The organism is Streptomyces sp. GLSS-08 (genome assembly GCF_056387915.1).
This window is the reverse complement of the sequence record NZ_JBWJAQ010000002.1, coordinates 407835-429556: the sequence shown is the minus strand read 5'-3', so window position 1 is coordinate 429556 and position 21722 is coordinate 407835. Positions and strand designations below refer to the sequence as shown.

General features: G+C 71.9%; 15 protein-coding genes and 2 pseudogenes. 7 read left to right on the top strand and 10 right to left on the bottom strand.

The window, feature by feature from the left end; genetic code table 11:
* Window positions 1-71: 71 nt before the first annotated feature.
* Both AC0ZLC_RS04665 and AC0ZLC_RS04660 read left to right on the top strand, forming a co-directional pair.
* Entirely contained in the window at window positions 72-1322 is a 1251-nt protein-coding gene (locus tag AC0ZLC_RS04665) for a sensor histidine kinase (RefSeq protein WP_476750743.1), read from the top strand.
* Window positions 1319-1966, top strand: a complete 648-nt coding sequence (locus AC0ZLC_RS04660) for a response regulator (protein WP_476750569.1) — start codon at window positions 1319-1321, stop codon at window positions 1964-1966. Before AC0ZLC_RS04665 ends, AC0ZLC_RS04660 begins: the two co-directional genes overlap by 4 nt.
* A gap of 38 nt (window positions 1967-2004) precedes the next feature.
* On the opposite strand, the gene AC0ZLC_RS04655 is transcribed toward AC0ZLC_RS04660, so the two are convergent.
* The 3 genes from AC0ZLC_RS04655 to argG form a co-directional block, all read right to left on the bottom strand.
* A complete protein-coding gene (locus AC0ZLC_RS04655) occupies window positions 2005-3510 on the bottom strand; it encodes a SulP family inorganic anion transporter (RefSeq protein WP_476750568.1) in 1506 nt (501 codons plus the stop codon).
* Window positions 3511-3931: 421 nt separating this feature from the next.
* Window positions 3932-5155, bottom strand: a complete 1224-nt coding sequence (locus AC0ZLC_RS04650) for a PP2C family protein-serine/threonine phosphatase (protein ID WP_476750742.1) — start codon at window positions 5153-5155, stop codon at window positions 3932-3934.
* A 344-nt stretch (window positions 5156-5499) separates the two neighbouring features.
* The gene (gene argG, locus AC0ZLC_RS04645) at window positions 5500-6945 is read right to left on the bottom strand and encodes an argininosuccinate synthase (protein ID WP_476750567.1); all 1446 of its coding nucleotides are present in this window, start codon (window positions 6943-6945) and stop codon (window positions 5500-5502) included.
* Between the two features lie 243 nt (window positions 6946-7188).
* Between argG and AC0ZLC_RS04640 the strand changes: the two genes are divergently transcribed.
* On the top strand, window positions 7189-8895 hold the full coding sequence (locus AC0ZLC_RS04640) for a RecQ family ATP-dependent DNA helicase (protein WP_476750566.1): 1707 nt from the start codon (window positions 7189-7191) through the stop codon (window positions 8893-8895).
* A gap of 223 nt (window positions 8896-9118) precedes the next feature.
* On the opposite strand, the gene AC0ZLC_RS04635 is transcribed toward AC0ZLC_RS04640, so the two are convergent.
* The 3 genes from AC0ZLC_RS04635 to AC0ZLC_RS04625 all read right to left on the bottom strand — a co-directional run bounded on the left by AC0ZLC_RS04635 (window position 9119) and on the right by AC0ZLC_RS04625 (window position 13829).
* The gene (locus AC0ZLC_RS04635; protein ID WP_476750565.1) at window positions 9119-10306 is read right to left on the bottom strand and encodes a carboxylate-amine ligase; all 1188 of its coding nucleotides are present in this window, start codon (window positions 10304-10306) and stop codon (window positions 9119-9121) included.
* Window positions 10307-10540: 234 nt separating this feature from the next.
* Window positions 10541-11314, bottom strand: coding sequence for an alpha/beta fold hydrolase (locus tag AC0ZLC_RS04630; RefSeq protein WP_476750564.1), 774 nt, complete (start codon window positions 11312-11314; stop codon window positions 10541-10543).
* A gap of 124 nt (window positions 11315-11438) precedes the next feature.
* Window positions 11439-13829, bottom strand: a complete 2391-nt coding sequence (locus AC0ZLC_RS04625; protein WP_476750563.1) for an ATP-binding cassette domain-containing protein — start codon at window positions 13827-13829, stop codon at window positions 11439-11441.
* Between the two features lie 426 nt (window positions 13830-14255).
* On the opposite strand from AC0ZLC_RS04625, the gene AC0ZLC_RS04620 reads away from it, so the two are divergent.
* A complete protein-coding gene (locus AC0ZLC_RS04620; protein WP_476750562.1) occupies window positions 14256-14549 on the top strand; it encodes a zinc-ribbon domain-containing protein in 294 nt (97 codons plus the stop codon).
* Window positions 14550-14648: 99 nt separating this feature from the next.
* Here the strand turns inward: AC0ZLC_RS04620 and AC0ZLC_RS04615 are convergent, their stop codons facing one another.
* Together AC0ZLC_RS04615 and AC0ZLC_RS04610 are read right to left on the bottom strand one after the other, a co-directional pair.
* Window positions 14649-14897, bottom strand: coding sequence for a helix-turn-helix domain-containing protein (locus AC0ZLC_RS04615; protein ID WP_476750561.1), 249 nt, complete (start codon window positions 14895-14897; stop codon window positions 14649-14651).
* On the bottom strand, window positions 14870-15295 hold the full coding sequence (locus AC0ZLC_RS04610) for a DUF2975 domain-containing protein (protein ID WP_476750560.1): 426 nt from the start codon (window positions 15293-15295) through the stop codon (window positions 14870-14872). Before AC0ZLC_RS04610 ends, AC0ZLC_RS04615 begins: the two co-directional genes overlap by 28 nt.
* Here AC0ZLC_RS04610 and AC0ZLC_RS04605 point away from each other — a divergent pair.
* A pseudogene (locus AC0ZLC_RS04605) lies at window positions 15194-15607 on the top strand (hypothetical protein); the annotation flags it as partial. The gene AC0ZLC_RS04610 and the pseudogene AC0ZLC_RS04605 sit on opposite strands and share 102 nt — an antisense overlap.
* On the opposite strand, the gene AC0ZLC_RS04600 reads toward AC0ZLC_RS04605, so the two are convergent.
* Together AC0ZLC_RS04600 and AC0ZLC_RS04595 are read right to left on the bottom strand one after the other, a co-directional pair.
* Window positions 15517-16791 (bottom strand): alginate lyase family protein, encoded by a 1275-nt coding sequence (locus tag AC0ZLC_RS04600; RefSeq protein WP_476750559.1) that lies wholly within the window; start codon window positions 16789-16791, stop codon window positions 15517-15519. The pseudogene AC0ZLC_RS04605 and the gene AC0ZLC_RS04600 sit on opposite strands and share 91 nt — an antisense overlap.
* Before the next feature lie 140 nt (window positions 16792-16931).
* Window positions 16932-18662: a glycosyl hydrolase family 28-related protein gene (locus AC0ZLC_RS04595; protein ID WP_476750558.1), complete on the bottom strand. Its 1731-nt coding sequence runs from the start codon at window positions 18660-18662 to the stop codon at window positions 16932-16934.
* Between the two features lie 361 nt (window positions 18663-19023).
* Here AC0ZLC_RS04595 and AC0ZLC_RS04590 point away from each other — a divergent pair, with 361 nt between their 5' ends.
* Window positions 19024-21462 (top strand): helix-turn-helix domain-containing protein, encoded by a 2439-nt coding sequence (locus tag AC0ZLC_RS04590; RefSeq protein ID WP_476750557.1) that lies wholly within the window; start codon window positions 19024-19026, stop codon window positions 21460-21462.
* 11 nt (window positions 21463-21473) lie between these two features.
* Window positions 21474-21581 (top strand): annotated as a pseudogene (locus tag AC0ZLC_RS04585) (IS5/IS1182 family transposase); the annotation flags it as partial.
* Between the last annotated feature and the right edge of the window lie 141 nt (window positions 21582-21722).

Below are 21722 nucleotides of genomic sequence, written 5' to 3'. Positions count from 1 at the left end.
CCGGCGGGGCGTACGGCGGGGACGCCGGCCGTACCGACGGATCGGACACGGGCACCGACCGCGTCGACGGCATGGGCGCGTCCACGGACGAGAGGTACGCCGCGGACACGCGCCGGCTCGCGGCCGTGATGCACGTGGCGTTCTTCCTCCTGCTGGGCGGTGCGCTCGCGCGCTTCCTGCTGCGCCATCCCGGGGAAGCCCGCACCCCGTGGATCGTCGCGCTCAGCGTTCTCCTGGCGGTCCTGTACGCCATCCCGCTCCCGGGGGCCGCACTCGGGTACCGGTGGCCGTTCGCCCGGACACCGCTGCCGACCGGGGCGGACGCGGAGCGCTCCCCGCTACGGCTCGTCCGGCTGGCCGCGGTCGTCGTGGTGTGGATGGTGCTCGTCGTGCTCGCCCCCAGCTTCTCCTGGTGTGCGGTGCCGCTCTTCTACACGGGGCTGCGCGTCCTCCCCGCGCGGTCCGCACTCGCGCTGGTTGTCGCACTGACGGCCCTCGTCGTGGCCGCCCAGCTCCGGCTGGCCGGCGGCTTCGACCCGAACCTGCTGCTCGCGCCGCCCGCCGTGGCCGCGATCGCCACCGCCGTCTTCCTCCAGATGGAACGGCAGACGGTGCGGCAGCGCGTGCTCATCGACGACCTGGTCCGCACCCGCCGCGAGCTGGCCGCCTCCGAGCGCCGCGAAGGCACCCTCGCCGAGCGGCAGCGGCTGTCGATGGAGATCCACGACACGCTCGCCCAGGGGCTGTCGAGCCAGCAGATGCTCCTCCAGGCAGCGGACCGGGTCTGGGAGTCCGACCCGGACAGGGCGCGCACGCACCTGCGGACCGCCGAAGCGGTCACCGAACACAGTCTCGACGAGGCCCGCCGCTTCGTGCACGACCTGGCCCCGGCCGACCTGGCCCGCGGCGGTGACCTCGGCCAGGCGCTGCGAGCGCTGGCCGCACGCGAGTCGGGCGAGCACCTCACCGTCCAGGTGCACGTCGACGACGGCGACCGCGGGCCCGGGCTTCCCGAGCGGGTCCGTTCCGCACTGCTGCGGATCGCCCAGGGCGCGCTGGCGAACGTACGGGAGCACTCCGGCGCGCGTACGGCCACGCTCACCCTCACGCTGCTGGACGACCTGGTCGTCCTGGACGTCGCCGACGACGGCCGCGGTTTCGCCCCCGAGGGCCCGGACACCCGCGCGTCCGGTGTGCGCGGCCACGGGGTGCCCGCGATGCGTGCCCGTGCCCGTCAGCTCGGCGGCGCCCTGACCATCGAGTCCGCACCCGGAGAGGGCGCCGTCCTGTCCGCCGCGATCCCGCTGGAGCCCTCCCGATGACCGGTGCGACCGGCACGTCCCGCCCCGTCCGCATCCTGCTGTGCGACGACCATGTCGTGGTACGGGCCGGGCTGCTCGCGCTGCTCGACAGCACCCCCGACATCGAGGTCGTCGGCGAGGCGGGCACAGGAGAGCAGGCGCTCGCGCTGAGTGCGAAGCTGTGTCCGGACGTGGTGCTGATAGACCTCCAGCTCGGTGCCGGGATCGACGGCGTGGAGACTACCCGCCGCCTCACGGCTCCCGGGAACGGCCCGCGCGTCCTGGTCCTCACGACGTACGACACGGACGCCGACATCACCCGCGCCATCGAGGCCGGAGCGACGGGCTACCTGCTCAAGGCCGAACGGCCGGAGGAGCTCTTCGCCGCGATCCACGACGCCGCCCAGGGCCGTACCGCGCTCTCGGCTCCCGTCGCCGGCCGCGTCATGGCCAACCTGCGCAGCCCGCGGCCCACGCTCACCGCCCGCGAGCGGGACATCCTGGCGCAGCTCGCGCGGGGACTCGGCAACCGGGAGATCGCGAGAGCCCTCTTCATCAGCGAGGCGACAGTGAAGACCCATCTCGGACGCATCTACGGCAAGCTCTCCGTCGACACGCGGGCCGGCGCGGTGGCCGTGGCCAAGGAACAACGCCTGCTGCCGTGACCGGAGCGGGACACCACGGCCTCCTCTTCGAGGGCCGGTCAGCCACCGCCGGCCAGTTCGCCGCTGAGCCGGTCGTGGATGCGCGCGCTCGGTGAGTTCAGCCCGACGATCTCGACGGTCTTGCCGCGCTGCGCGTACTTGGTCCCGACGGCGTCCAGGGCGGCGACGGAGGAGGCGTCCCAGATGTGGGCGGCGGACAGGTCGATGACGACCCTGTCGGCGTCCGTGGCGTAGTCGAACTGGCCGACGAGGTCGTTGGAGGAGGCGAAGAACAGTTCGCCGGTCACGGAGTAGACGACCTGGCCGCCGTCCGGTGCGGTGACCGAGGTGACGGTGGCGAAGTGGGCGACGCGCCTTGCGAAGATCACCATGGCGGTGACGGAGCCGACGACGACGCCGATCGCGAGGTTGCTCGTGGCCACCACGCAGCCGACGGTGACGACCATGACGGTGATCTCTCCGGCGGGCATCCGCCTGAGGGTCTTCGGGGCGATGGAGTGCCAGTCGAAGGTCGCGAAGGACACCATCACCATGACGGCGACCAGGGCGGCCATCGGGATGTCGGAGACGACCGGGCCGAAGACGATGCACAGCACCATCAGGAACGAACCCGCCAGGAAGGTGGACACGCGCGTACGGGCACCTGACACCTTCACGTTGATCATGGTCTGGCCGATCATCGCGCACCCGCCCATGCCGCCGAGGAAGCCGGTGACGATGTTGGCGACGCCCTGTCCGATGGACTCACGGGTCTTGCTGGAGTGCGTGTCGGTGATGTCGTCGACGAGCTTGGCCGTCATCAGCGACTCCATCAGACCGACCAGCGCCATAGCCAGCGCGTACGGAGCGACGGTCGTGAGGGTGTCCGTCGTGAACGGAACGTCCGGCAGGCCCGGCACCGGCAGCGAGGACGGCAGGTCGCCCTTGTCCCCCACGGTGGGTACGGCGATGCCGGCCGCCACGGTGACGGCGGTGAGGATGACGATCGACACGAGCGGTGCCGGGACCGCCCGGGTGATCCGGGGGAAGAACACCATGAGCGCCAGGCCGGCGGCGAGCAGCGGGTAGACGGCCCAGGGCACGTCATGCATCTCGGGCACCTGTGCCACGAAGATCAGGATGGCGAGCGCGTTGACGAAGCCGACCATCACGCTGCGGGGCACGAACCGCATCAGCTTGGCGACGCCGAGCGCGCCGAGGGCGATCTGGATGACACCCGCCAGGATGACTGCGGCGACCAGGTATCCGAGCCCGTGTTCCCGGTTGAGCGGGCCGATGACCAGAGCGACGGCACCGGTCGCGGCGGAGATCATCGCGCGCCGCCCGCCGACGACGGAGATGGTCACGGCCATGGTGAAGGAGGCGAACAGCCCGATTGCGGGGTCGACGCCGGCGATGATCGAGAACGAGATCGCCTCCGGGATCAGCGCGAGCGCGACCACCAGCCCGGCCAGCACCTCGGTGCGCCAGACCTTCGGGTCGGACAGCCAGTCGGGGCGCAGAGCGCGCAGTCGCGCGGCCGGGGACAGTATGGACGTGGGCAAGGAGAGTACCTGTCGTGCTCGGGCACGCCCGATGTCGTGAGGGCGAGCGGGGAGGTGCGGGAAGACCGGGACGGCCGCCCGTGGTGCTCGCGCGGGGCGAACCGGAGTCGGAGGTGGCAGCGGAGCCGGGCTGCGGCCCGCGCTGCTCAGGGGCGAAGGGTCACGGCGGGGAGGCGGCCACACCGGGCGTCGTGGGCATGCGCACGCTCTCTCCCGCGGGCGTCGGTCTTCGCGGGGTGCGGGTCTTCCCCGGGGGCGTCGTCGATCCCGGGACGGCTGACGGTCGCGGGACCGGCCCGCCCCCCGCCCTGTGCCGGATGCGGCGGAGCCGCTCCGACGATCAACCACCTTACCGTCGACGTCACCGGGCACTGGCCTCGCGGTTCTTCGCTGCCGAAGGGCGTTCGGGGCGAGGCGCTCGTCAGAAGGGCGGTGTCGGCGAGGGGGAGGCCCCGGTGAGGTCGGCTCCGGTGTCGGCGTGCCGCTCGGAGCGCCTGACGCCGTGCCAGTCCAGGCACATGATCGTCGCATCGTCCTGGAGATGCCCGTCGTTCGAGGCGATGACCTGCGCGATCATCGTGCGGGCGGCCTCCCTGGGATGCAGGTCACTGGTGCGCTCTATCAGGCCGTTCAGGTCCACGTCGCTCGCGCCGCGTTCGAGCATGCCGTCCGTGACCATGATCAGGCGGTCGCCGGGCTGCACGTCCAGGTGCTGGACCCGGTAGCTGTGCGGGAAGTGGAAACCGAACGGCATGTCGATGTCGACGCTGAGTTCCTCCACCTTCCCGTGGCGCAGTCGCAGCGGCCAGGGGTGTCCCGCGTTGACGAACTCGACGCGGCCGTCGACCAGGCTGATGCGCAGCAGCTGGCCGGTGACGTACTTCCGCGTGCCGTGCTCGAGCATCGCCCGGTGGGCCTGTCCGGCCTGTTCGACGAGTCCGGCTCCCGCCCGCCGGGCCCGGCGCAGCGCCCCCACGGCCAGCGTGGCGAGCAGTGCGGCGTCCACGTCGTGCCCCATGGCGTCGGTGACGGACAGCTGCACGGTGTCGCGGTCGATGACGTAGTCGAACGTGTCACCGCCGACCAGGTCGGCGGGCTCCAGTGCCCCGGCGACCGTGAACTGCGCGGCCTCGCAGGCCAGGGAGTCGGGCAGCAGGCGGTGCTGGATCTCGGCGGCCAGGCTCAGTGGTCTGGTGCGGCGGCCCCACTGGTAGACGTCGGTGAACGAGCGGTTGGCGATGACGATGTACGCGAGCGCGTGCGCCGTCTCGCCGATCTCCCGCATCGCCGCCGCGTCGGGCGCCCTGGGGAGGAAGAGCTCCAGGAGGCCAATGGCGTCCCCCCGGTTGGTGACCGGCGCGACGACCCGCACCGTGCGCCCGTCGTCCTTGGTCTCCATGGTCGGCTGCTGGGTGCGGATCACTTCGTCGTACAGCGTGCCCGGCAGATCGATGCGCCGGGCGGGCTCGTCGGTCTCGACGGTGCCGGCGGCACCGATACGCACCACCGACCCGCCGGTGAAGTCCGTGATGAGGAAAGACACCATCGTCGCGTTGAGGCGCTCTTTCAGCATGCGGGCGACGACGTCGAGGGATTCGACCGGTGCCGCCGTCTCCGCGGCGGCCAGCACCCCGGCGAGCCCGATGGCCCGGCCCTTGCCGTGGCTGCCCGGGGAGGGCGGAGCCTGCGGTCCGGGCCCAGAGCTCGGCTCGTGTGCGCTCACTGATGAGTCTCCCGTCGTCCGAGCACCCCGTACCCCTCTCGCCACGCCGGAGAGGACGCGCGGCGGGCGGGCCCCGCCGAGTTGAGGCGACCGGAAGCAACCCGGCAGCAGCAGTCTCCCATCCCAGTGCCCGCCTGCGCTCCTTTCACTCGACGACTCCCGCCTCGATCGGCTTCGTGCGGACGTCCCGGCAACGGGTTCGGCGGCTTCCGGCCGGCTCGCGGCCGAGGCGTCCCCCGGCGGGGCCGTCCCCAAAATCGCGTCGGTCAGTCCGTGCCCGACTCCATCGCGGCGCGGTCCAGCATCTCGTCCTCCGCGGACACCTCGCCGCGGGAGGCGATGGCCTCGGCGCCGCCCTCGGGCATCGTGCCGATCAGTCCGGTCGCGGCGGCCTGGGCGGCACCGATGGCCGGATTCGCGGTCCCGATGAGGCCGAGACCGGCGTACTGCTCCAGCTTGGCGCGCGAGTCGGCGATGTCGAGGTTGCGCATGGTGAGCTGGCCGATCCGGTCCACGGGGCCGAACGCGGAGTCCTCCGTGCGCTCCATCGACAGCTTGTCCGGGTGGTAGCTGAACGCCGGGCCCGTGGTGTCGAGGATCGAGTAGTCCTCGCCGCGCCGCAGCCGCAGGGTGACCTCGCCGGTGACCGCCGAGCCGACCCAGCGCTGGAGGGACTCCCGGATCATCAGCGCCTGCGGGTCGAGCCAGCGTCCCTCGTACATCAGCCGCCCGAGGCGCCGTCCCTCGGCGTGGTACTGCGCGAGGGTGTCCTCGTTGTGGATCGCGTTGACCAGGCGTTCGTACGCGGCGTGCAGCAGGGCCATGCCGGGTGCCTCGTAGATGCCCCGGCTCTTGGCCTCGATGATGCGGTTCTCGATCTGGTCCGACATGCCGAGGCCGTGGCGGCCGCCGACGGCGTTGGCCTCCATCACCAGGTCGACGGCTGAGGCGAACTCCTTGCCGTTGATCGTCACCGGGCGGCCCTGGTCGAAGCCGATGGTCACGTCCTCCGTGGCGATCTCGACCGACGGGTCCCAGAACCGCACGCCCATGATCGGCTCGACGGTCTCCACGCCCGTGTCGAGGTGCTCCAGGGTCTTCGCCTCGTGCGTGGCGCCCCAGATGTTGGCGTCGGTGGAGTACGCCTTCTCGGCGCTGTCGCGGTAGGGCAGGTCGTGGGCGAGCAGCCACTCCGACATTTCCTTGCGGCCGCCGAGCTCGGTCACGAAGTCCGCGTCGAGCCACGGCTTGTAGATTCGCAGGTGCGGGTTGGCGAGCAGGCCGTAGCGGTAGAACCGCTCGATGTCGTTGCCCTTGAAGGTCGAGCCGTCGCCCCAGATCTGCACGTCGTCCTCGAGCATCGCCCGGACCAGCAGGGTGCCCGTGACGGCCCGGCCGAGCGGCGTGGTGTTGAAGTACGCACGGCCGCCCGAGCGGATGTGGAACGCCCCGCAGGTCAGCGCGGCCAGGCCCTCCTCGACGAGCGCCGCGCGGCAGTCGACCAGCCGCGCGATCTCGGCGCCGTAGGTCTGCGCACGGTCGGGCACCGAGGCGATGTCCGGCTCGTCGTACTGGCCGATGTCGGCGGTGTACGTGCACGGGACGGCGCCCTTGTCGCGCATCCACGCGACCGCGACGGAGGTGTCGAGGCCGCCCGAGAAGGCGATTCCGACGCGCTCGCCGGTGGGAAGGGAGGTGAGGACCTTAGACATAGGAAGAGTATGCACCCTTACGCATGATCATGCAAAGTCGCACTGTGTTGTGTCGGCTTTGGTCTGTCGGCTTTGGTCTGCCTGCCGAGCCGCAACTCCGCCCGGCGCGCGGCCGTTCCGGCCGGTGGACCGCGGCCGGTGGACTGCGCCGGGGTTCCCGCGGGTACCCGGGGGCTTCCATGGGCGCGGGCGGCACATCGTGCCGCCGACGGAAGGCGCCGAGCCAGGAGCGGAGGAGCGGGAATGGGCCGTGGGGCGGCATCGACAGGCGGCGGGGAGGCCGCACGGCTGCGGAAGACGGCCTCGGAGGTGTTCGGCTGGGACACGCTTCTGCCCGAGCAGCTCACCGCCATGGAGTGGGTGATGGAGGGCCGCGACGCCCTGGTCGTCATGCCGACCGGCGCGGGCAAGTCCGCCGTCTACCAGGTTCCCTCGGTGCTGCTGGACGGGCCGGTCGTGGTCGTCTCACCGCTGCTGGCGCTCCAGCGGGACCAGATCGCGAATCTGCCCGACGGTGAGCATGCGCCCGGCGCGGTCGCCGTGAACTCGGACCTCGGAGTCGCGCAGACGGAGGCGGCGTGGGAGTCCGTGGTCCGCGGAGAAGCCCGGCTCTTGTACCTGTCGCCGGAACAACTGGCCCGCGAGGACGTGCTGGAGCGGCTCGCCGGGATGCGCCCCGCCCTGTTCGTGGTGGACGAGGCGCAGTGCGTGTCGTCCTGGGGTCACGACTTCCGTCCCGACTACCTGCGCCTGGCGCACGCGGCGCGGCGGGTGGGCCGCCCACCGGTCCTCGCACTGACCGCGACGGCGGCTCCGCCGGTACGCAAGGAGATCGTCGAGCGGCTCGGCATGAACCACGCGCGGCTGGTGGTGGCCGGCTTCGACCGCCCGAACATCCGGCTGGAGGCGCGCCGCTTCCTCGCCGAGGAGGACCGGCGCCGGACGGTCGTCGAACGGGCCGCGGCCGAGCCGAAGCCGGGCATCGTCTACGCGGCGACCCGCAGGGACACCGAGTACTACGCCGGGGAGCTGGCCGCTCTCGGGCTGGCCGCCGAGGCCTACCACGCGGGGCTCCGTGCCGCCGAACGTTCCCGTGTCCACGACGCGTTCCTGTCCGGTGAGGCCGACGTGATCGTGGCCACCTCGGCGTTCGGCATGGGCATCGACAAGGAGGACGTGCGGTTCGTGCTGCACGCCTCCCTGCCGGGTTCGCTGGACGCCTACTACCAGGAGATCGGCCGTGGCGGCCGGGACGGCGGTCCGGCGCTCGCCGTCCTGCACTACCGGCCGGAGGACACCGGCATGCAGGCGTACTTCGCGGCCCGCTCCCCCAGCCGTGACGTCCTGTCCGAGGTGGCCGACGCCGTCCACGAACGCCGGGCGGACCCCGCTGACGTGGAGGAACTCCGCCAGGAGACCGGGCTGACCCGCAACAGGGTCACGGCGGCGGTGAACCTGCTCGAGGAGGCCGGTGCCGTCACGACCGGTGCGGCGGGCGAGATAGTCCCGGCTCAGTCCACGTCACCGGACGACGCGGTGGACCAGGCCGCCCGCACCGCGGAGGCACACCGCCGGACCGACAGATCCCGGGTCGACATGGCCCGCTCGTACGCCGAGACGACCGGCTGCCGGCGTTACTTCCTGCTCGGCTACTTCGGCGAGGCCTACGAGGCGCCTTGCGGCAGCTGCGACGTGTGCGAGGCGCGGGACGACGACGAGCCCGGCGACGGATCGCGGTCCGCGCACCCGGCGGTGGCCGACTTCCCCGTCGGGACCGACGTGCGGCACGGGGAGTGGGGGGACGGGACGGTCCTGAGCGAGGACGGCGACCGCATCACCGTGCTGTTCGACCAGGCCGGGTACCGCACGCTGTCCCTGGAGGCGGTGGCCGGACGCGACGACGTGCTCAGCGTGCTGCGGAGGCCGGGCGAGGAGCAGGCGGTCGTGTGACCCGCGCGGTCGTTCATGTGAGTCAGTCGTTCCCGTGACCCGTGCGGTCGTTCATGTCCGGTCGGTGCCTGCGAGCCGCTCGGACTTGAACGACTTCGGACCCGCCGGCGCCTGTGCGCACCTTCGGAACCGGCCGGCGCCGGTGCTTTCCGCGGCGGGCGCGAGGCGCCGTACCCGTGCCGGCGCTCTCCCGGCCGAAGGGCGGGCCGGGGTCACCACCGCGTCAGGCGCCGGCGATCCGGGCCGAGTCGGGGCCGAAAGGGCCCTCGTCCAGTGGTGCGGAGGGATTGAGGTGGTTGCGTTCGGCGGCCTCGGTTCCGCGGCGGTCGCCCCGGGTCTCGGCGATCGCCAGATCGACGCAGGCCAGCAGGTCCTCCCGGTCCGCGACGCGGCGCATGCGATGGGCGGCACTGCCCTGCGCCAGGGCCTCCTCGGCGAGAACCTCGATGGCCGCCCAGTCCCCGTTGGCCTCGAGCTGCGGGCGTACGTGGGCGAGAAGACCGCGGACCACCCGGCTCGCCGGTGCCTCACGGCGGGTCTCCGGGTCGATCAGGCCGTCCTCGAGACCGGACCGCGCGGCCCGCCAGGTCGCGGCACGCAGCCACTCGTGTCGTCCCCGGCACGAGGGCGCGCCGCGCGCCGCCAGCCGTTCCTGAGCCCCCATCACCAGGGCGCGGAACAGCCCGGCGATGAGCACCACCGTCTCCGGACGCGGGCAGGAGTCGCAGACGCGCAGCTCCAGGGTCCGCTGGTGCGCGGAGGGCCGTACGTCGTAATAGATCATCCCGGCGTCACTGATGACACCCGTGTCGATGAGTTCGCGCACGACGGCGTCGTACTCGGCGGCGTTCTCGAAGCAGCCGACGGGACCCGCGGTGGGCCATCGCTGCCACAGCATCGTGCGCCAGCTCGCGTAGCCGGTGTCGGCACCCTGCCAGAAGGGCGAGCTGGCGGACAGCGCGAGCAGCGGGGGCAGCCACGGGGAGAGCTCGCACATGACCTGTACGGCGGTGTCGCGGTCCGGCACGTCCACGTGGACCTGGGCACCGCAGATCAGCTGCTCGTCGGCGACCGCGCGGTACTCGTCGACCATGTGGCGGTACCGCAGGCCCGGGGTGGCCGGCACGGCCGAGGTACGGCGGACCAGCGGCACCGTGCCGGCGGCCACCACGGCGAGGCCCTGGGCGGTGGCAGCGGTGTCCAGCTGCCGCCGGCTGCCGGTCAGGTCGGCGTGCAGGTCGTCGAGCGACGCGTGCACGGCGCTGTTCGTCTCGACGACGGACTGCTTCAGCTCGGCCGTGAAGGTCCGCTCGGGCAGGCGTTCGAGCAGGGAGCCTGCCCGAGGCACCAGCAAGCCGGTCTCCACCTCGACGACGTGGAACTCCTCTTCCACTCCGATACGCACGCTCACGGCCCCTCCTAGGGGTGACGGGCGAGGCAGGGCGGCCCGTTCCGAACATCCGAGCTCCGCCGAATGCTCGGGGCGGCCTGTGCAACTCGGAGTGCCCAGGCGGCGGTCGAATATGCGTGTCGTGCCATGGGGAGGTGGAAGGGGTCCGGGCGGGCGGTACCGGCGCCGGCGCCCCGGGCGGGACGGAAGGGCCCCTCGGCCGCGGCCTGTGCGGAGTGCGAGCCGGATCGGCCCTCACAGAAAGTCCATGATCAGACGCGCCACGAGGCCGGGCCGGCTGAAGTGCACGGCGTGGGCCGAGGCGGGGACGACGGCGAGCCGGCCGTCGGACGGTTCCGCGGCCACGCGCTCGGCCCAGGGCGCGGGCGCCACGCTGTCACCGGCGCCGCGCACGACGAGGACGGGGACCCGCACCGCGCGCAGCCGGGCGGTGAACGGCCCGAGCGCGTCCCGCCTGGCCTGGCGGAACGCCCCGACGAACCTGGCGACCCCGGTGACCAGGTAGTCCAGGGCGACCAGCGCGAGGAGCGCGAGCGGTTCCCTGGGTGCGTCGAGCAGGAGGCGCAGCAGTTGGCGCCCGGCGGACGGTGCCGTCGCGTCCAGGGCGGGACCCACGAGGACCAGCCGCTGGACCCGCGGTCCCCGCTCGGCGGCGAGGGCCACCGCCACCTGGCAGCCGACCGAGTTGGCCACCACCACGCAGGGTCCGGCCTCGGCGGCGGCGTGCCAGCGCAGCAGCGCCCGTACGGTCGTCGCCGTGTCCGGTGCGCGCCGGACGGCGGCACGGGAGCGGGCGCTGCCCGGCAGGTCCGGCACCAGCACACTGCGGCCGACCGCGGCCAGTTCCCTGGCCAGGGGGTAGAAGTAGCGGCCCGAGAGGCCGAGACCGTGGAGCAGTACGACGACGGGTTCCGTCGGCGGCCACGGGCCGAACCGGCGCGTGTACAGTCCGGCGACGCGTGCGGCCTCGCCGTCTCTCGGCCGGTGGGCAACGGTCGACCGCCGCATCGGGCTGCTCCTGGGGTCTCGGTTCTTCGCGCCGCACAGGTCGTCCCGAGGGCACCTCCAGGATCCCAGCCCGCCGCCGAGCCCGCCTCGGCAGGCTCGGCGGCGTCGGCCGCGGGGTGTCCTGTCAGCCCGCCACGTACTCCGCGAGGTGCTCGCCGGTGACGGTGGAGCGGGCGGCGACGAGGTCGGCGGGCGTGCCCTCGAAGACGACGCGGCCGCCGTCGTGGCCGGCGCCGGGGCCGAGGTCGACGATCCAGTCCGCGTGTGCCATGACGGCCTGGTGGTGCTCGATGACGACGACCGACTTGCCGGAGTCGACGAGCCGGTCGAGCAGGCCGAGCAGCTGCTCGACGTCGGCGAGGTGCAGGCCGGTGGTCGGCTCGTCGAGGACGTAGACGCCGCCCTTCTCCGACATGTGGGTGGCGAGCTTGAGGCGTTGCCGCTCGCCGCCGGACAGGGTGGTGAGGGGCTGGCCGAGGCTGAGGTAGCCGAGGCCGACGTCGGCCAGACGGGTGAGGATCCGGTGGGCGGCGGGGATGCGGGCCTCGCCCTCGGCGAAGAAGGCCTCCGCCTCGGTCACCGGCATCGCCAGGACTTCGGCGATGTCGCGGCCGCCCAGACGGTGGTCGAGGACCGACGCCAGGAACCGCTTCCCCTCGCACACCTCGCAGGGGACGGCGATGCCGGCCATCATGGCCAGGTCGGTGTAGATGACCCCGGCGCCGTTGCACGTGGGGCAGGCGCCCTCGGAGTTGGCGCTGAAGAGCGCCGGCTTGACGCCGTTGGCCTTGGCGAACGCCTTGCGGATCGGGTCGAGCAGGCCGGTGTAGGTCGCGGGGTTGCTGCGCCGGGACCCCTTGATGGCTGTCTGGTCCACGGACACCACGCCGTCCCGCCCGGCGACCGAGCCGTGGATGAGCGAGCTCTTGCCGGACCCGGCGACGCCGGTGATCACGGTGAGCACGCCGAGCGGGATGTCGACGTCGACGTCACGCAGGTTGTGTTCCTTCGCGCCGCGGATCTCGAGCGTCCCGGTGGACTTCCGCACGTCTTCCTTCAGGCCGGCGCGGTCGTCGAAGTGACGGCCGGTGACCGTTTCGGCGGACCGCAGCCCTTCGACCGTGCCCTCGTAGCAGACGGCACCGCCCGCCGTACCGGCGCCGGGGCCGAGGTCGACGACGTGGTCGGCGATCAGGATCGTCTCCGGCTTGTGCTCCACGACCAGCACGGTGTTGCCCTTGTCGCGCAGTCGCAGCAGCAGGTCGTTCATGCGCCGGATGTCGTGCGGGTGCAGTCCGATGGTGGGCTCGTCGAAGACGTAGGTGACGTCGGTGAGCGCGGAACCGAGATGCCGGATCATCTTGACGCGCTGCGCCTCGCCGCCCGACAGCGTGCCGGCCGGCCGGTCGAGCGACAGGTAACCGAGACCGATCTCGACGAACGAGTCGAGGGTCTGCCGCAGCGTGGCGAGCAGCGGAGCCACCGACGGCTCGTCGAGGCCGCGGACCCATTCGGCCAGGTCGCTGATCTGCATCGCGCACGCGTCAGCGATGTTGATCTTGCCGATCCGTGACGACCTGGCCGTCTCGGTGAGCCGGGTGCCCTCGCACTCCGGACAGGTGGTGAACGTCATCGCCCGCTCGACGAACGCCCGGATGTGCGGCTGGAGGGCTTCCTTGTCCTTCGCCAGGAACGACTTCTGGATCTTCGGGATCAGCCCCTCGTACGTCAGGTTGATGTTGTCGACCTTGATCTTGGTCGGTTCCTTGTACAGGAGGTCGTGGAGTTCCCTCTTGGTGAACTCGCGGATCGGCTTGTCAGGGTCGAAGAAGCCGCAGCCCCGGAAGATCCGGCCGTACCAGCCGTCGACGCTGTACCCGGGGATCGTGAGCGCGCCCTCGCTGAGCGACTTGGTGTCGTCGTACAGCTGCGCCAGGTCGAAGTCGGTGACGGTGCCGCGGCCTTCGCAGTGCGGGCACATGCCGCCGGTGATGTTGAAGCTGCGCCGCTCCTTCACCGTCTTCCCGGCCCGTTCGAGCGTGACCGCACCCGCACCGCTGATGGAGGCGACGTTGAACGAGAAGGCCTGGGGCGAGCCGATGTGCGGCTTTCCGAGCCGGCTGAAGAGGATCCGCAGCATCGCGTTCGCGTCGGTGGCGGTGCCGACCGTGGAGCGGGGGTCGGTGCCCATCCGCTGCTGGTCCACGATGATCGCGGTCGTCAGTCCTTCGAGCACGTCGACCTCGGGCCGGGCCTGTGCCGGCATGAAGCCCTGGACGAACGCGCTGTAGGTCTCGTTGATCATCCGCTGCGACTCGGCGGCGATCGTGCCGAAGACCAGCGAACTCTTGCCCGAGCCGGAGACTCCCGTGAACACCGTCAGCCGGCGCTTCGGGATCTCGATGCTGACGTCCTTGAGGTTGTTCACGCGCGCGCCGTGCACGCGGATCATGTCGTGGCGGTCGGCGGCGTGCGGCGCGGGCGACTGCGGGTCCGTCCTCGTGGCCATGCTCATCGTGTCTCCATCTGTGGGCGGAGCCGCCGTCGCGGTCTCCGTCGTTGTCGCCCGGCTCGTCCGACCGGCCGTGCACGGTACGTCTGCGTCGTCTTGTGGCAGTCACGGTAGGCGGAGCACGGGCATCGGCGCTTCTCGAATCCTGACCTGGTTCAAACGCACGGACCCGCCAGCCGGGACGGCACCTTCACGGTCGTGCGCACGGTCCGGCGCCGGGGGACACTGGATGTGCCTGCATCAGGGCGCCCGTTGCTCCGGAGTGGACGCGGACGGGTGGGCGCGGCGGGCGCAACCCGCGCTCGGTCCGCAGCGGCCGGGTACCTCGCCGCAGTCCGCGCCGACCGGCATGAGACCGTCCTTGGTGAACGCACGCCTCGTCACTCGCGCAGGAGAGCCGGCCGCCGCCGGACCGGGAAGGGTCACAGTATGATCATCTTTGGCACCAAGGGGTATCTGTACCAGCTGGCGATACTCACCCTCGTGTGCGGCCGGTGCGGGAATCCCTCCGCGCACACGCTCCGGAAGCGGGTCACCAAGTTCACGCTGTTCTTCGTGCCCCTGTTCCCCTTCTCGACGAAGTACCAGACGCAGTGCACCTTCTGCGGCGCGGAACAGATGGTGACGAAGGAGCAGGCGGCGCAGCTCGAGGCACAGGCGGCGAGCGGCGCCGGCGGTCAGCCGTACGGGCAGCCGCAACAGGAGCAGCCGTACCAGTCCTGATCACGGACGAAGTCGGCGGGGCCCCGGGCGTTTCGCGCCCGGGGCGGCGCCGGTTCCGGCTGCCCGCCGCGAGCGGGGGACGGACGCCTTGCACGGCCGTCACCCGTCCGCGGACTCCCCGGCCCCGACGGGCCGCCTGTCGACGTCGGCCTCGTAGCGGAGCAGGTCTCCGGGATGGCAGTCGAGGGCTTCGCAGAGCGCGGCGAGCGTCGCGAAGCACACCGCCCTGGCGCGGCCGTTCTTGAGCACCGCGAGGTTGGCGGGGGTGATCCCCACCCTCTCCGCGAGCTCCCCCACGGACATCTTCCGCCTGGCCATCATCACGTCGATGTCGACGGTGATCGGCATCGGATCACCTCGTCCAGCCCGGCCTGCATCTGCGCCGCCTCCCTGTCGCGCGCGACGGCCTGGGCGAGCAGCGTCCGCAGTACGAGCGCGATGAGCGCGACGCCCAGGACCGCCACGCCGAGTCCGCCGAGCAGGAGGACCATCCGCGGGGCGACGGCCTCCCCCGGCGCCAGGACGACCCCGAGGGTGAACACCAGCAGGGCGGCCGCCACGACCGCGCCGATCACGATGTCCACGTACACCACTTCCGCCGCACCGCCACCCGTGACGTCGAACTCGGTGACAAGCAGGTCAAGGAGGGCGACGAGGTCGTCATGCGGTTCGCCTCCGGCAACCGTGACGAGGAGGTCTTCGGCAACCCGTACGACTTCGACGTCACCCGGCAGAACAACGACCACGTGACCGTACGGCAAAGGCGTGCGGCCCCGGCCGCCCCTGGTTCCACCGCGCCGCACGTGCGGGCCGTCGGACACCCGGCCCGGTCGGGCCGCGCTCCGCGTCAGGCCGCGCTTCACGCCTGTCCCGGCAGGCCCGCTGCCCCGCGGGCGGCCGGCCGTGCCCCGGGCCCGGCGGGCCCGCCGGTGTGTGCCGGCTGGTCCCGCCGGGTGGGGCGTGGGGGTCATCCCGCGATGGAGTCCAGTTGTTCTGCCGCCGGGCGCAGGGCCCACAGGTCGCCGCCCGGTGGTTCCTCCAGCAGGAGCAGGGCCTGACGGGCCAGGGTGTCTCCCGCGTCGGCGGCCGCGTGGACGACGTCGGAGGCCGCGTAACGGTGGAACTCGAGCTCCGGGTGCGGCCAGGCGGCGGCGCCGGTCGCGGCGGGCAGCACGTAGTCCACCGCCGAGAACAGGCTCTGGCCGTCCGGGCCGTGGTACTTCCACAGGTTCACGCCGACGTGTCTGCCGACGGCCGCGAGCCGGGTGTAGGCGACCAGGTCGAAGGTCGAGTAGTGCCAGCTGCGGGTGCGGGCCAGTTCCTGGGGCTGGCTGCCGTCCGCGGCGATCTGCGGGGCGATGCGCCTGCTGCGGGCGTCCAGGACCGTCCGGCGGGCCAGGTCCTCGTCGCCCGTCGCGTAGGCGAGGGCGGCGAGCTGCATGTCGTAGAACGTGCCGTGGTTGTTGGCCGCGGCCCCCTCCTGCCGACCGAAGTCGCTGTTCCGGAGCCAGCCAAGGAAGTCGGAGTTCCACTTCGACATGCCGCTGCGGTCCGTCTTGGTCCACCCGGTGGCGCCGGTGTTCAGGACGGCGAGTGCGTCCAGGACGCTGGTGTACGACTGGGAGAAGTCGATGATGCCGATGGCGCGGCCGTCGTACTTGCAGGGGATGAACTGCGCGTGGTCCAGGTTCGGGTTCATCCGCGTGGCCGGGGCGAGGAACCAGGTGCGCAGGATCTGCCCGGCCTTGACGGCGTACCGCTTCTCGCCGGTGTAGTACCAGGCGAGCGAGAGGTCGTAGGCGGAGTCGAACACCTTCTCGACGTCCTGCCGGTCGGTGCCGGTGTCGACCTCGGGGTTGCGCTGGCCGTCGCGCTGCACGTACGGGCAGCCCCAGGGGTTGTCGGCGGTCGGCGGCTGGGAGGGCCACCAGTACGGGGCCTGGCTGAGGTAGTCATGGACGTCGCCGCCGGGCGCGGGCCTCGGCTTGTCCACGACTGTCCAGGGCCCCTGGTCCAGCAACGCGTCCGCACGGTCCGTCAACGCCCGCGCGGCCCGGCGCAGTTGGCGGTCGCCGTGATCCAGGCGGATCTTCGCCTGTTGCAGGCGGGTGCCGTCGAGGACGGCGGTGTGCGGGACTTCCGGCGCGGAGTGTGCCGCCTGCGCCGAGGCGGCGGGCACGGCTCCCGCGGTGAGGGCGATCAGCGCCGCCAGCAGGACGCCGAGGCGGGGACGAGCACTCATCAATCAACTCCGATCAGGTAGGTGCTGTGAGCGCGGCCCGCACGGCGGGCCTGGCGGCGTTTCGGGCGCAGGCGGGTGGCCCGCACGTTCACCGGGCAGCGGGCAGCGGGCAGGCAGGCCGCTGCCGGTCGGCGGGCGGTCTAGTGCCGCAGCGCGCGCTGGGCTTCATGCAGGTTGCGCGGTCGTACGGCGTCGGGGCTGCCGTACAGCCCCAGGCGCGAGTGCAGGTCGCCCGTGAGGTCGGGGACGTCGATCTGGTCGAACTCCGTGACCTCGCTGACGCCGACGGTGGCGGAGTAGGGTGCCAGAGCGTCGATCTTCATCAGGCCCGCCCGGCCGTTGGTCACGCGGATGTTCCAGTGCGTGAAGCGGGCGCCGAACAGGGGGCCCGCGCTGGCGTCACCGCCGTGACGGCCGTTGTTGTTCACGGTGATGTCGGTGCGGACGTCGGCGAAGGGCAGACCGCGGTGACTGTCGAAGGTGCCCATCCGCATGTCGCCCCGCGACCACACGTTGTAGGAGGACAGCCCCTCGACGTTGATGCCGTGCAGCTGGGTGTTGGCCGGGGCGGGGGTGGTGCGCTCCTCGATCGTGAAGTCCTCGATGAGGTTGTCGTGGGAGCCCTCGCGGCAGAAGTAGGGGTGGTGGGAGCCGCGTCCGGCGACCCGGGTCCCGCGCAGGGTGCAGGCGGAAGCGGCCACCAGCCCGAAGCCGTTGTCGACATGGCGGACGGTGACGTCGTCCACCCAGCAGTCGTAGGCGCACTGCAGGACGACCCCGTTGTACCCCTTGTCGAGCAAGTGCTGCTGTTGCGGTGTCTCGACGGCCTCCAGGGTCAGGCCCTCGACGCCCGAGCCCGTGAGTTCGGGCACGTGGGTGGTGAACTGCGGGTCCCATTCCGGGCGTACGTCGAGGGGGAGGGGGCGCTCCAGTGTGACCGTCCGGCCGTGCACCCGGGTGATGCGGACCGGCCACTCGTAGGGCACGTAGGAGGTCAGCTTCGTCTTGTCGTCCCAGTAGTACGCCTCGGCGCCGGGCCCGCCGCCCGCCATGTGCTCCAGCAGGGTGTGACCGGCGTCGTCGGCGAGCCGCAGGAGGACGAGCACGCCGGGGCGCAGTGCCTCGGGCCGTTCGACCGTCACCGTGCGGGAGCCCTGGCGGGCGGGGGCGACGGCGGTCAGCGGCCGCCATTCGTCGCGCCGGTTGCCGGTCCAGCCCTCGAACGGCCACGCCTTGGCCCGGATCGCGGCGACGAGGGAGTTCCAGCGCGCCTCGGGCGCCAGCCAGATGAGGCCGCCCGCCCAGGACCAGGACGACTTGTCGCCACCGTAGCGGGAGCCGTAGACGCCGATCAGCTCGGTGAGGTTGCGCGACGCGTACAGCCGGGTGCGGCCACTGCCGGCGCCGCGCACGACGACGTTCGAATGGCCGACGCGGATGACGTCGTCGATGCGGAAGGTGCCGGGCGGGATGGTGACCGTGCCACCGCCGGCCCGTCCGGCAGCGGCGATGGCACGGTTGATCGCGGGGGCGGAGTCGGTGGTGCCGTCCGCCGAGGCGCCGAAGGCGCGGACGTCGAACACGCGGGGGCGGCGGGAGAAGCGCGCGGCTCCCCCTCGGTAGCCCGCTCGGCCGATGTGGGGGATCTGCGGGTGGGTGTAGGGCGTGCGGGTGTACTCGCGCCAGAGAAGCGGGACTTCGCCGTGCGGGGTGGGTGCGGCGGACGCTGCCGTGCCGGTACCGGCCAAAACGCCGCCCGCGACGGTCACGGCGCTGCCCAGCAGCGTTCGTCTCGTGATGCGGGTATGCCCGTCTCCGCTCTCGTTGCCGTGTAGCTCGCTCAAGACCGCCCACCCTCGATTCACGTGCATGAACAGTGTCTATGAATCTGTCGGCCGTGAGCATGCCACGACTTCCCTCGAGCAGAAAGAGGTGTGCACGGCGGAACTTGCAGGCGAACTCCGGATGGTCGACGCCTTGCCGGTCCGACGCTCCGGACTGCATCGTTGTCTTGGAACGGCGGATCGGAGCCGACCTCGCCGCCACTGTCGGGGCTGAGACGAGGGTGTTTTCGGTGCGGACTGCCGACGGACCGTTCCCGCCGTCGTTCAAATTGGTGATCATAGACGTCAGTAGGCCGGGAGGCGGGGCGGCTCTGCAGACACCGAGCTCCGGGTCGACGGCGTCATCCGCCATGCACGGTCGGCGACCCGGCGTACCCACTACGTCGCTGTGCTCCCGCTCGGCGACCTGGTCGCGGATCTCGCGATAGAAGTACGCCTCGTCGGCCAGAACTCATGTCCGGTCTGGTCTGGTCTGGAGCAGGTGCTTGATCATGAGGTTGCACAGTGCGCGATGCGTTTCACCCGCAAAAGCAGCGTCGTGCATACTTTTGCAGGCGAGGTACGGCGTTTCAGCTGGGCCGCACTGACCAGGAGACATCCAGACATGGGCACCGGTACACCAGCCACCGGGAACTTCGGCACACTCTTGCATGCTCTGCGGACGGGGGCCGGGCTGAGCCAGGAAGGGCTGGCGCATGCTGCGGGAGTGAGCGTGCGGGCGCTGTCGGACATGGAGCGCGGACGCTCCCGGGGGCCGCAACGCCGCACCGTGCAGGCGTTGGCCGCGGCCTTGGGCCTGGACGCGGCCGGTGCCCGGGAGTTGGAGCACACCGCGAGCCTGGGTCGTACCCGCCGGACCCCCATGACGAACGTTCCGCCACCTGCGGCCGTACCGGATGCCGTCGCGCAGACCGGCGCGCCCGATCTGCTGCCGCGCGCGCCGCGTGGCTTTCATGGGCGGGCGGCGGAACTCGCCGTTCTGTCCCGGGCCGCCGCGGGCGAGGCGCCCGTCTGCCTGGTCATCGGGCCCGCCGGAGTGGGGAAGACGGCCCTCGTGCTGCAGTGGGCCCACCACCGCCGGGCCGGATTTCCCGGCGGGCGGCTCTACGCCGACCTGCGCGGCTTCGCAGACACGGGTGAGCCGACCCTCATGGAGGTGCTGCGCGAGTTCCTGCCGGCACTCGGGGTGTCGCACGGCCGGATACCGGATTCCGTGAATGCCGCGGCCGCGCTGTTCCGGTCGCTCGCCGCCGACCGCCGGCTCCTTGTGGTGCTGGACAACGCGCGGGACTCCGAGCAGGTCAGGCCGCTCCTGCCGGGCGGTCGCCGCTGCGTCACCCTCGTCACCAGCAGACACCGGCTGTCAGGGCTGATCGTCACCGACACCGCCCGCCCCGTTGCGGTGGACGTGCTCGGGCCGCAGGACGGCACGATGCTCCTCGCCGGTGTACTGGGCGAGGAACGGATTCGCGCAGAGCCAGTGGCTGCCCGACGGCTGGCCGAACTGTGCGGCGGCCTGCCCCTCGCGCTGCGCGTGACAGCTGCCCGGCTGGCGCAACGGCCCGATTGGTCGCTGGATGCGATGGCCGCCGAACTGTCCGACGAGACGCGCCGGCTGAGCCTGCTGGACGTGGAGGACACCGGCGTACGAGCGGCGCTGCGCGTGACGCTGCAACAGCTCCCCCAGCAAGTGTCCCGTCTGTTCGCCCATCTCGGCTGCCACCCCGGTACGCACGTCGACCGGTATGCGGCGGCCGCCCTGGCGGACACGGACCCGGCAGCCGCCGAGACTTCCATGGAGCGGCTGGCCGTCGCGCACCTCGTCACGGAGACGGCGTCCGGCCGATGGGCGATGCACGATCTCGTGCGGCTCTACGCAAGCAGCCTGGACGCCGGGCCGGATGCACTCAAGCGTGTGCTCGACCACTACATCGCCACGGCCCTCGCGGCTGTGGCGGCGGCCGAGCCCGGCAACGAGGACTGCTTCCCGCTGCCGGAGGACTACCTGCCGCCCGCCGCCGTGCGGGAGTTCGGCGATCGGTCCGCCGCCGTGGCCTGGTACGCAGCCGAGCGGGACGGCCTCACGCAGGCGGTGGCCGCGGCGCACGCCGCCGGACTGCACGGCAGGACCTGGCGGATCGTCCTGGCGTTGTGGCCGCTGATCGTGTGGCGTGTGCGCGACGGCTGGGTCCCGCTACTGGAATCCGCGCTCGAGGCGGCACGGGACGACGACGATCAGCACGGCGAGTCACGGGTGCTGAACGTGCTCGGCTGGGTGCTGATCGAGGAAGGGCGCATCGCGGAGGCGCTGACCCGTTTGGAGGCCGCCTCCACGCTTGCCTCCCGGGCAGGTGACGTGGTGGCCGAGGCGAACGCCCTGATCGTTCTCGCCGTGGCACAAGCGGCGCTCGGCGGCCTGGACGAGGCCGCGGAGGGGTGCGAGCGGGCGGTTGAGCTGGCGCGCAAGGCCGGTGACCGGACCATGGAGAGACTGGCCATGCAGCACCTCGCCCGCCATTGGACCGACGCAGGGAAATGGCGCCTGGCCCTCGACACAGCGACCGAGGCCTTGGCCTTCGACGACCGATCGGGCACGGCCGACGTACCCCGGACACTGCTCCTCATAGTGAGGGGAGAGGCGCTGCTGGGGCTCGGGGACGAGGCCGAGGGCATCGGGCAACTCGACCTGGCGGCCCGGGAAGCGGAGTCGTCCGGCTACGACGACGGCGCGGTACGGGCGCTCGGCGCGCTGCTGCGGGTATCGGCAGGTGAAGGGCTCCGGTCACGATACGACGCAGCAGTCGCGCGACTCACGACGCGGACGTGAGCTGGGCGGCGACACCGCAGGAACTCGGCTTCGGCTCCGGTATGACGTGCTGGCCCCGTCTGGCGGAGTGGACCGAGGCCGGTGTGTGGGCCAGGCTCCACGAGACTCTCCTCGCCAGGCGTGCACGCCGAGTGGGACCTCCTTGCTCTACCACGGCAGAGGCTCAGGGGCCTCCGGGCTGGGTTGGGCGGTCATAGCGGTGGGTGCGCTGGCGACGCTGGTCAGCGGAGCGGTGGTGCTGTACGGGCTTCGGCCAGCGA

Bases quoted from the DNA above. Each gene is read 5' to 3' on its own strand.
- AC0ZLC_RS04630 (WP_476750564.1), bottom strand. From the start codon at position 11,314: ATGCGGCGGTCGACCGTTGCCCACCGGCCGAGAGACGGCGAGGCCGCA.
- AC0ZLC_RS04640 (WP_476750566.1), top strand. From the start codon at position 7,189: ATGGGCCGTGGGGCGGCATCGACAGGCGGCGGGGAGGCCGCACGGCTG.
- AC0ZLC_RS04665 (WP_476750743.1), top strand. From the start codon at position 72: ATGGGCGCGTCCACGGACGAGAGGTACGCCGCGGACACGCGCCGGCTC.
- AC0ZLC_RS04620 (WP_476750562.1), top strand. From the start codon at position 14,256: ATGATCATCTTTGGCACCAAGGGGTATCTGTACCAGCTGGCGATACTC.
- AC0ZLC_RS04595 (WP_476750558.1), bottom strand. From the start codon at position 18,662: ATGCACGTGAATCGAGGGTGGGCGGTCTTGAGCGAGCTACACGGCAAC.
- AC0ZLC_RS04615 (WP_476750561.1), bottom strand. From the start codon at position 14,897: ATGCCGATCACCGTCGACATCGACGTGATGATGGCCAGGCGGAAGATG.
- AC0ZLC_RS04625 (WP_476750563.1), bottom strand. From the start codon at position 13,829: ATGAGCATGGCCACGAGGACGGACCCGCAGTCGCCCGCGCCGCACGCC.
- AC0ZLC_RS04660 (WP_476750569.1), top strand. From the start codon at position 1,319: ATGACCGGTGCGACCGGCACGTCCCGCCCCGTCCGCATCCTGCTGTGC.
- argG (WP_476750567.1), bottom strand. From the start codon at position 6,945: ATGTCTAAGGTCCTCACCTCCCTTCCCACCGGCGAGCGCGTCGGAATC.
- AC0ZLC_RS04600 (WP_476750559.1), bottom strand. From the start codon at position 16,791: ATGAGTGCTCGTCCCCGCCTCGGCGTCCTGCTGGCGGCGCTGATCGCC.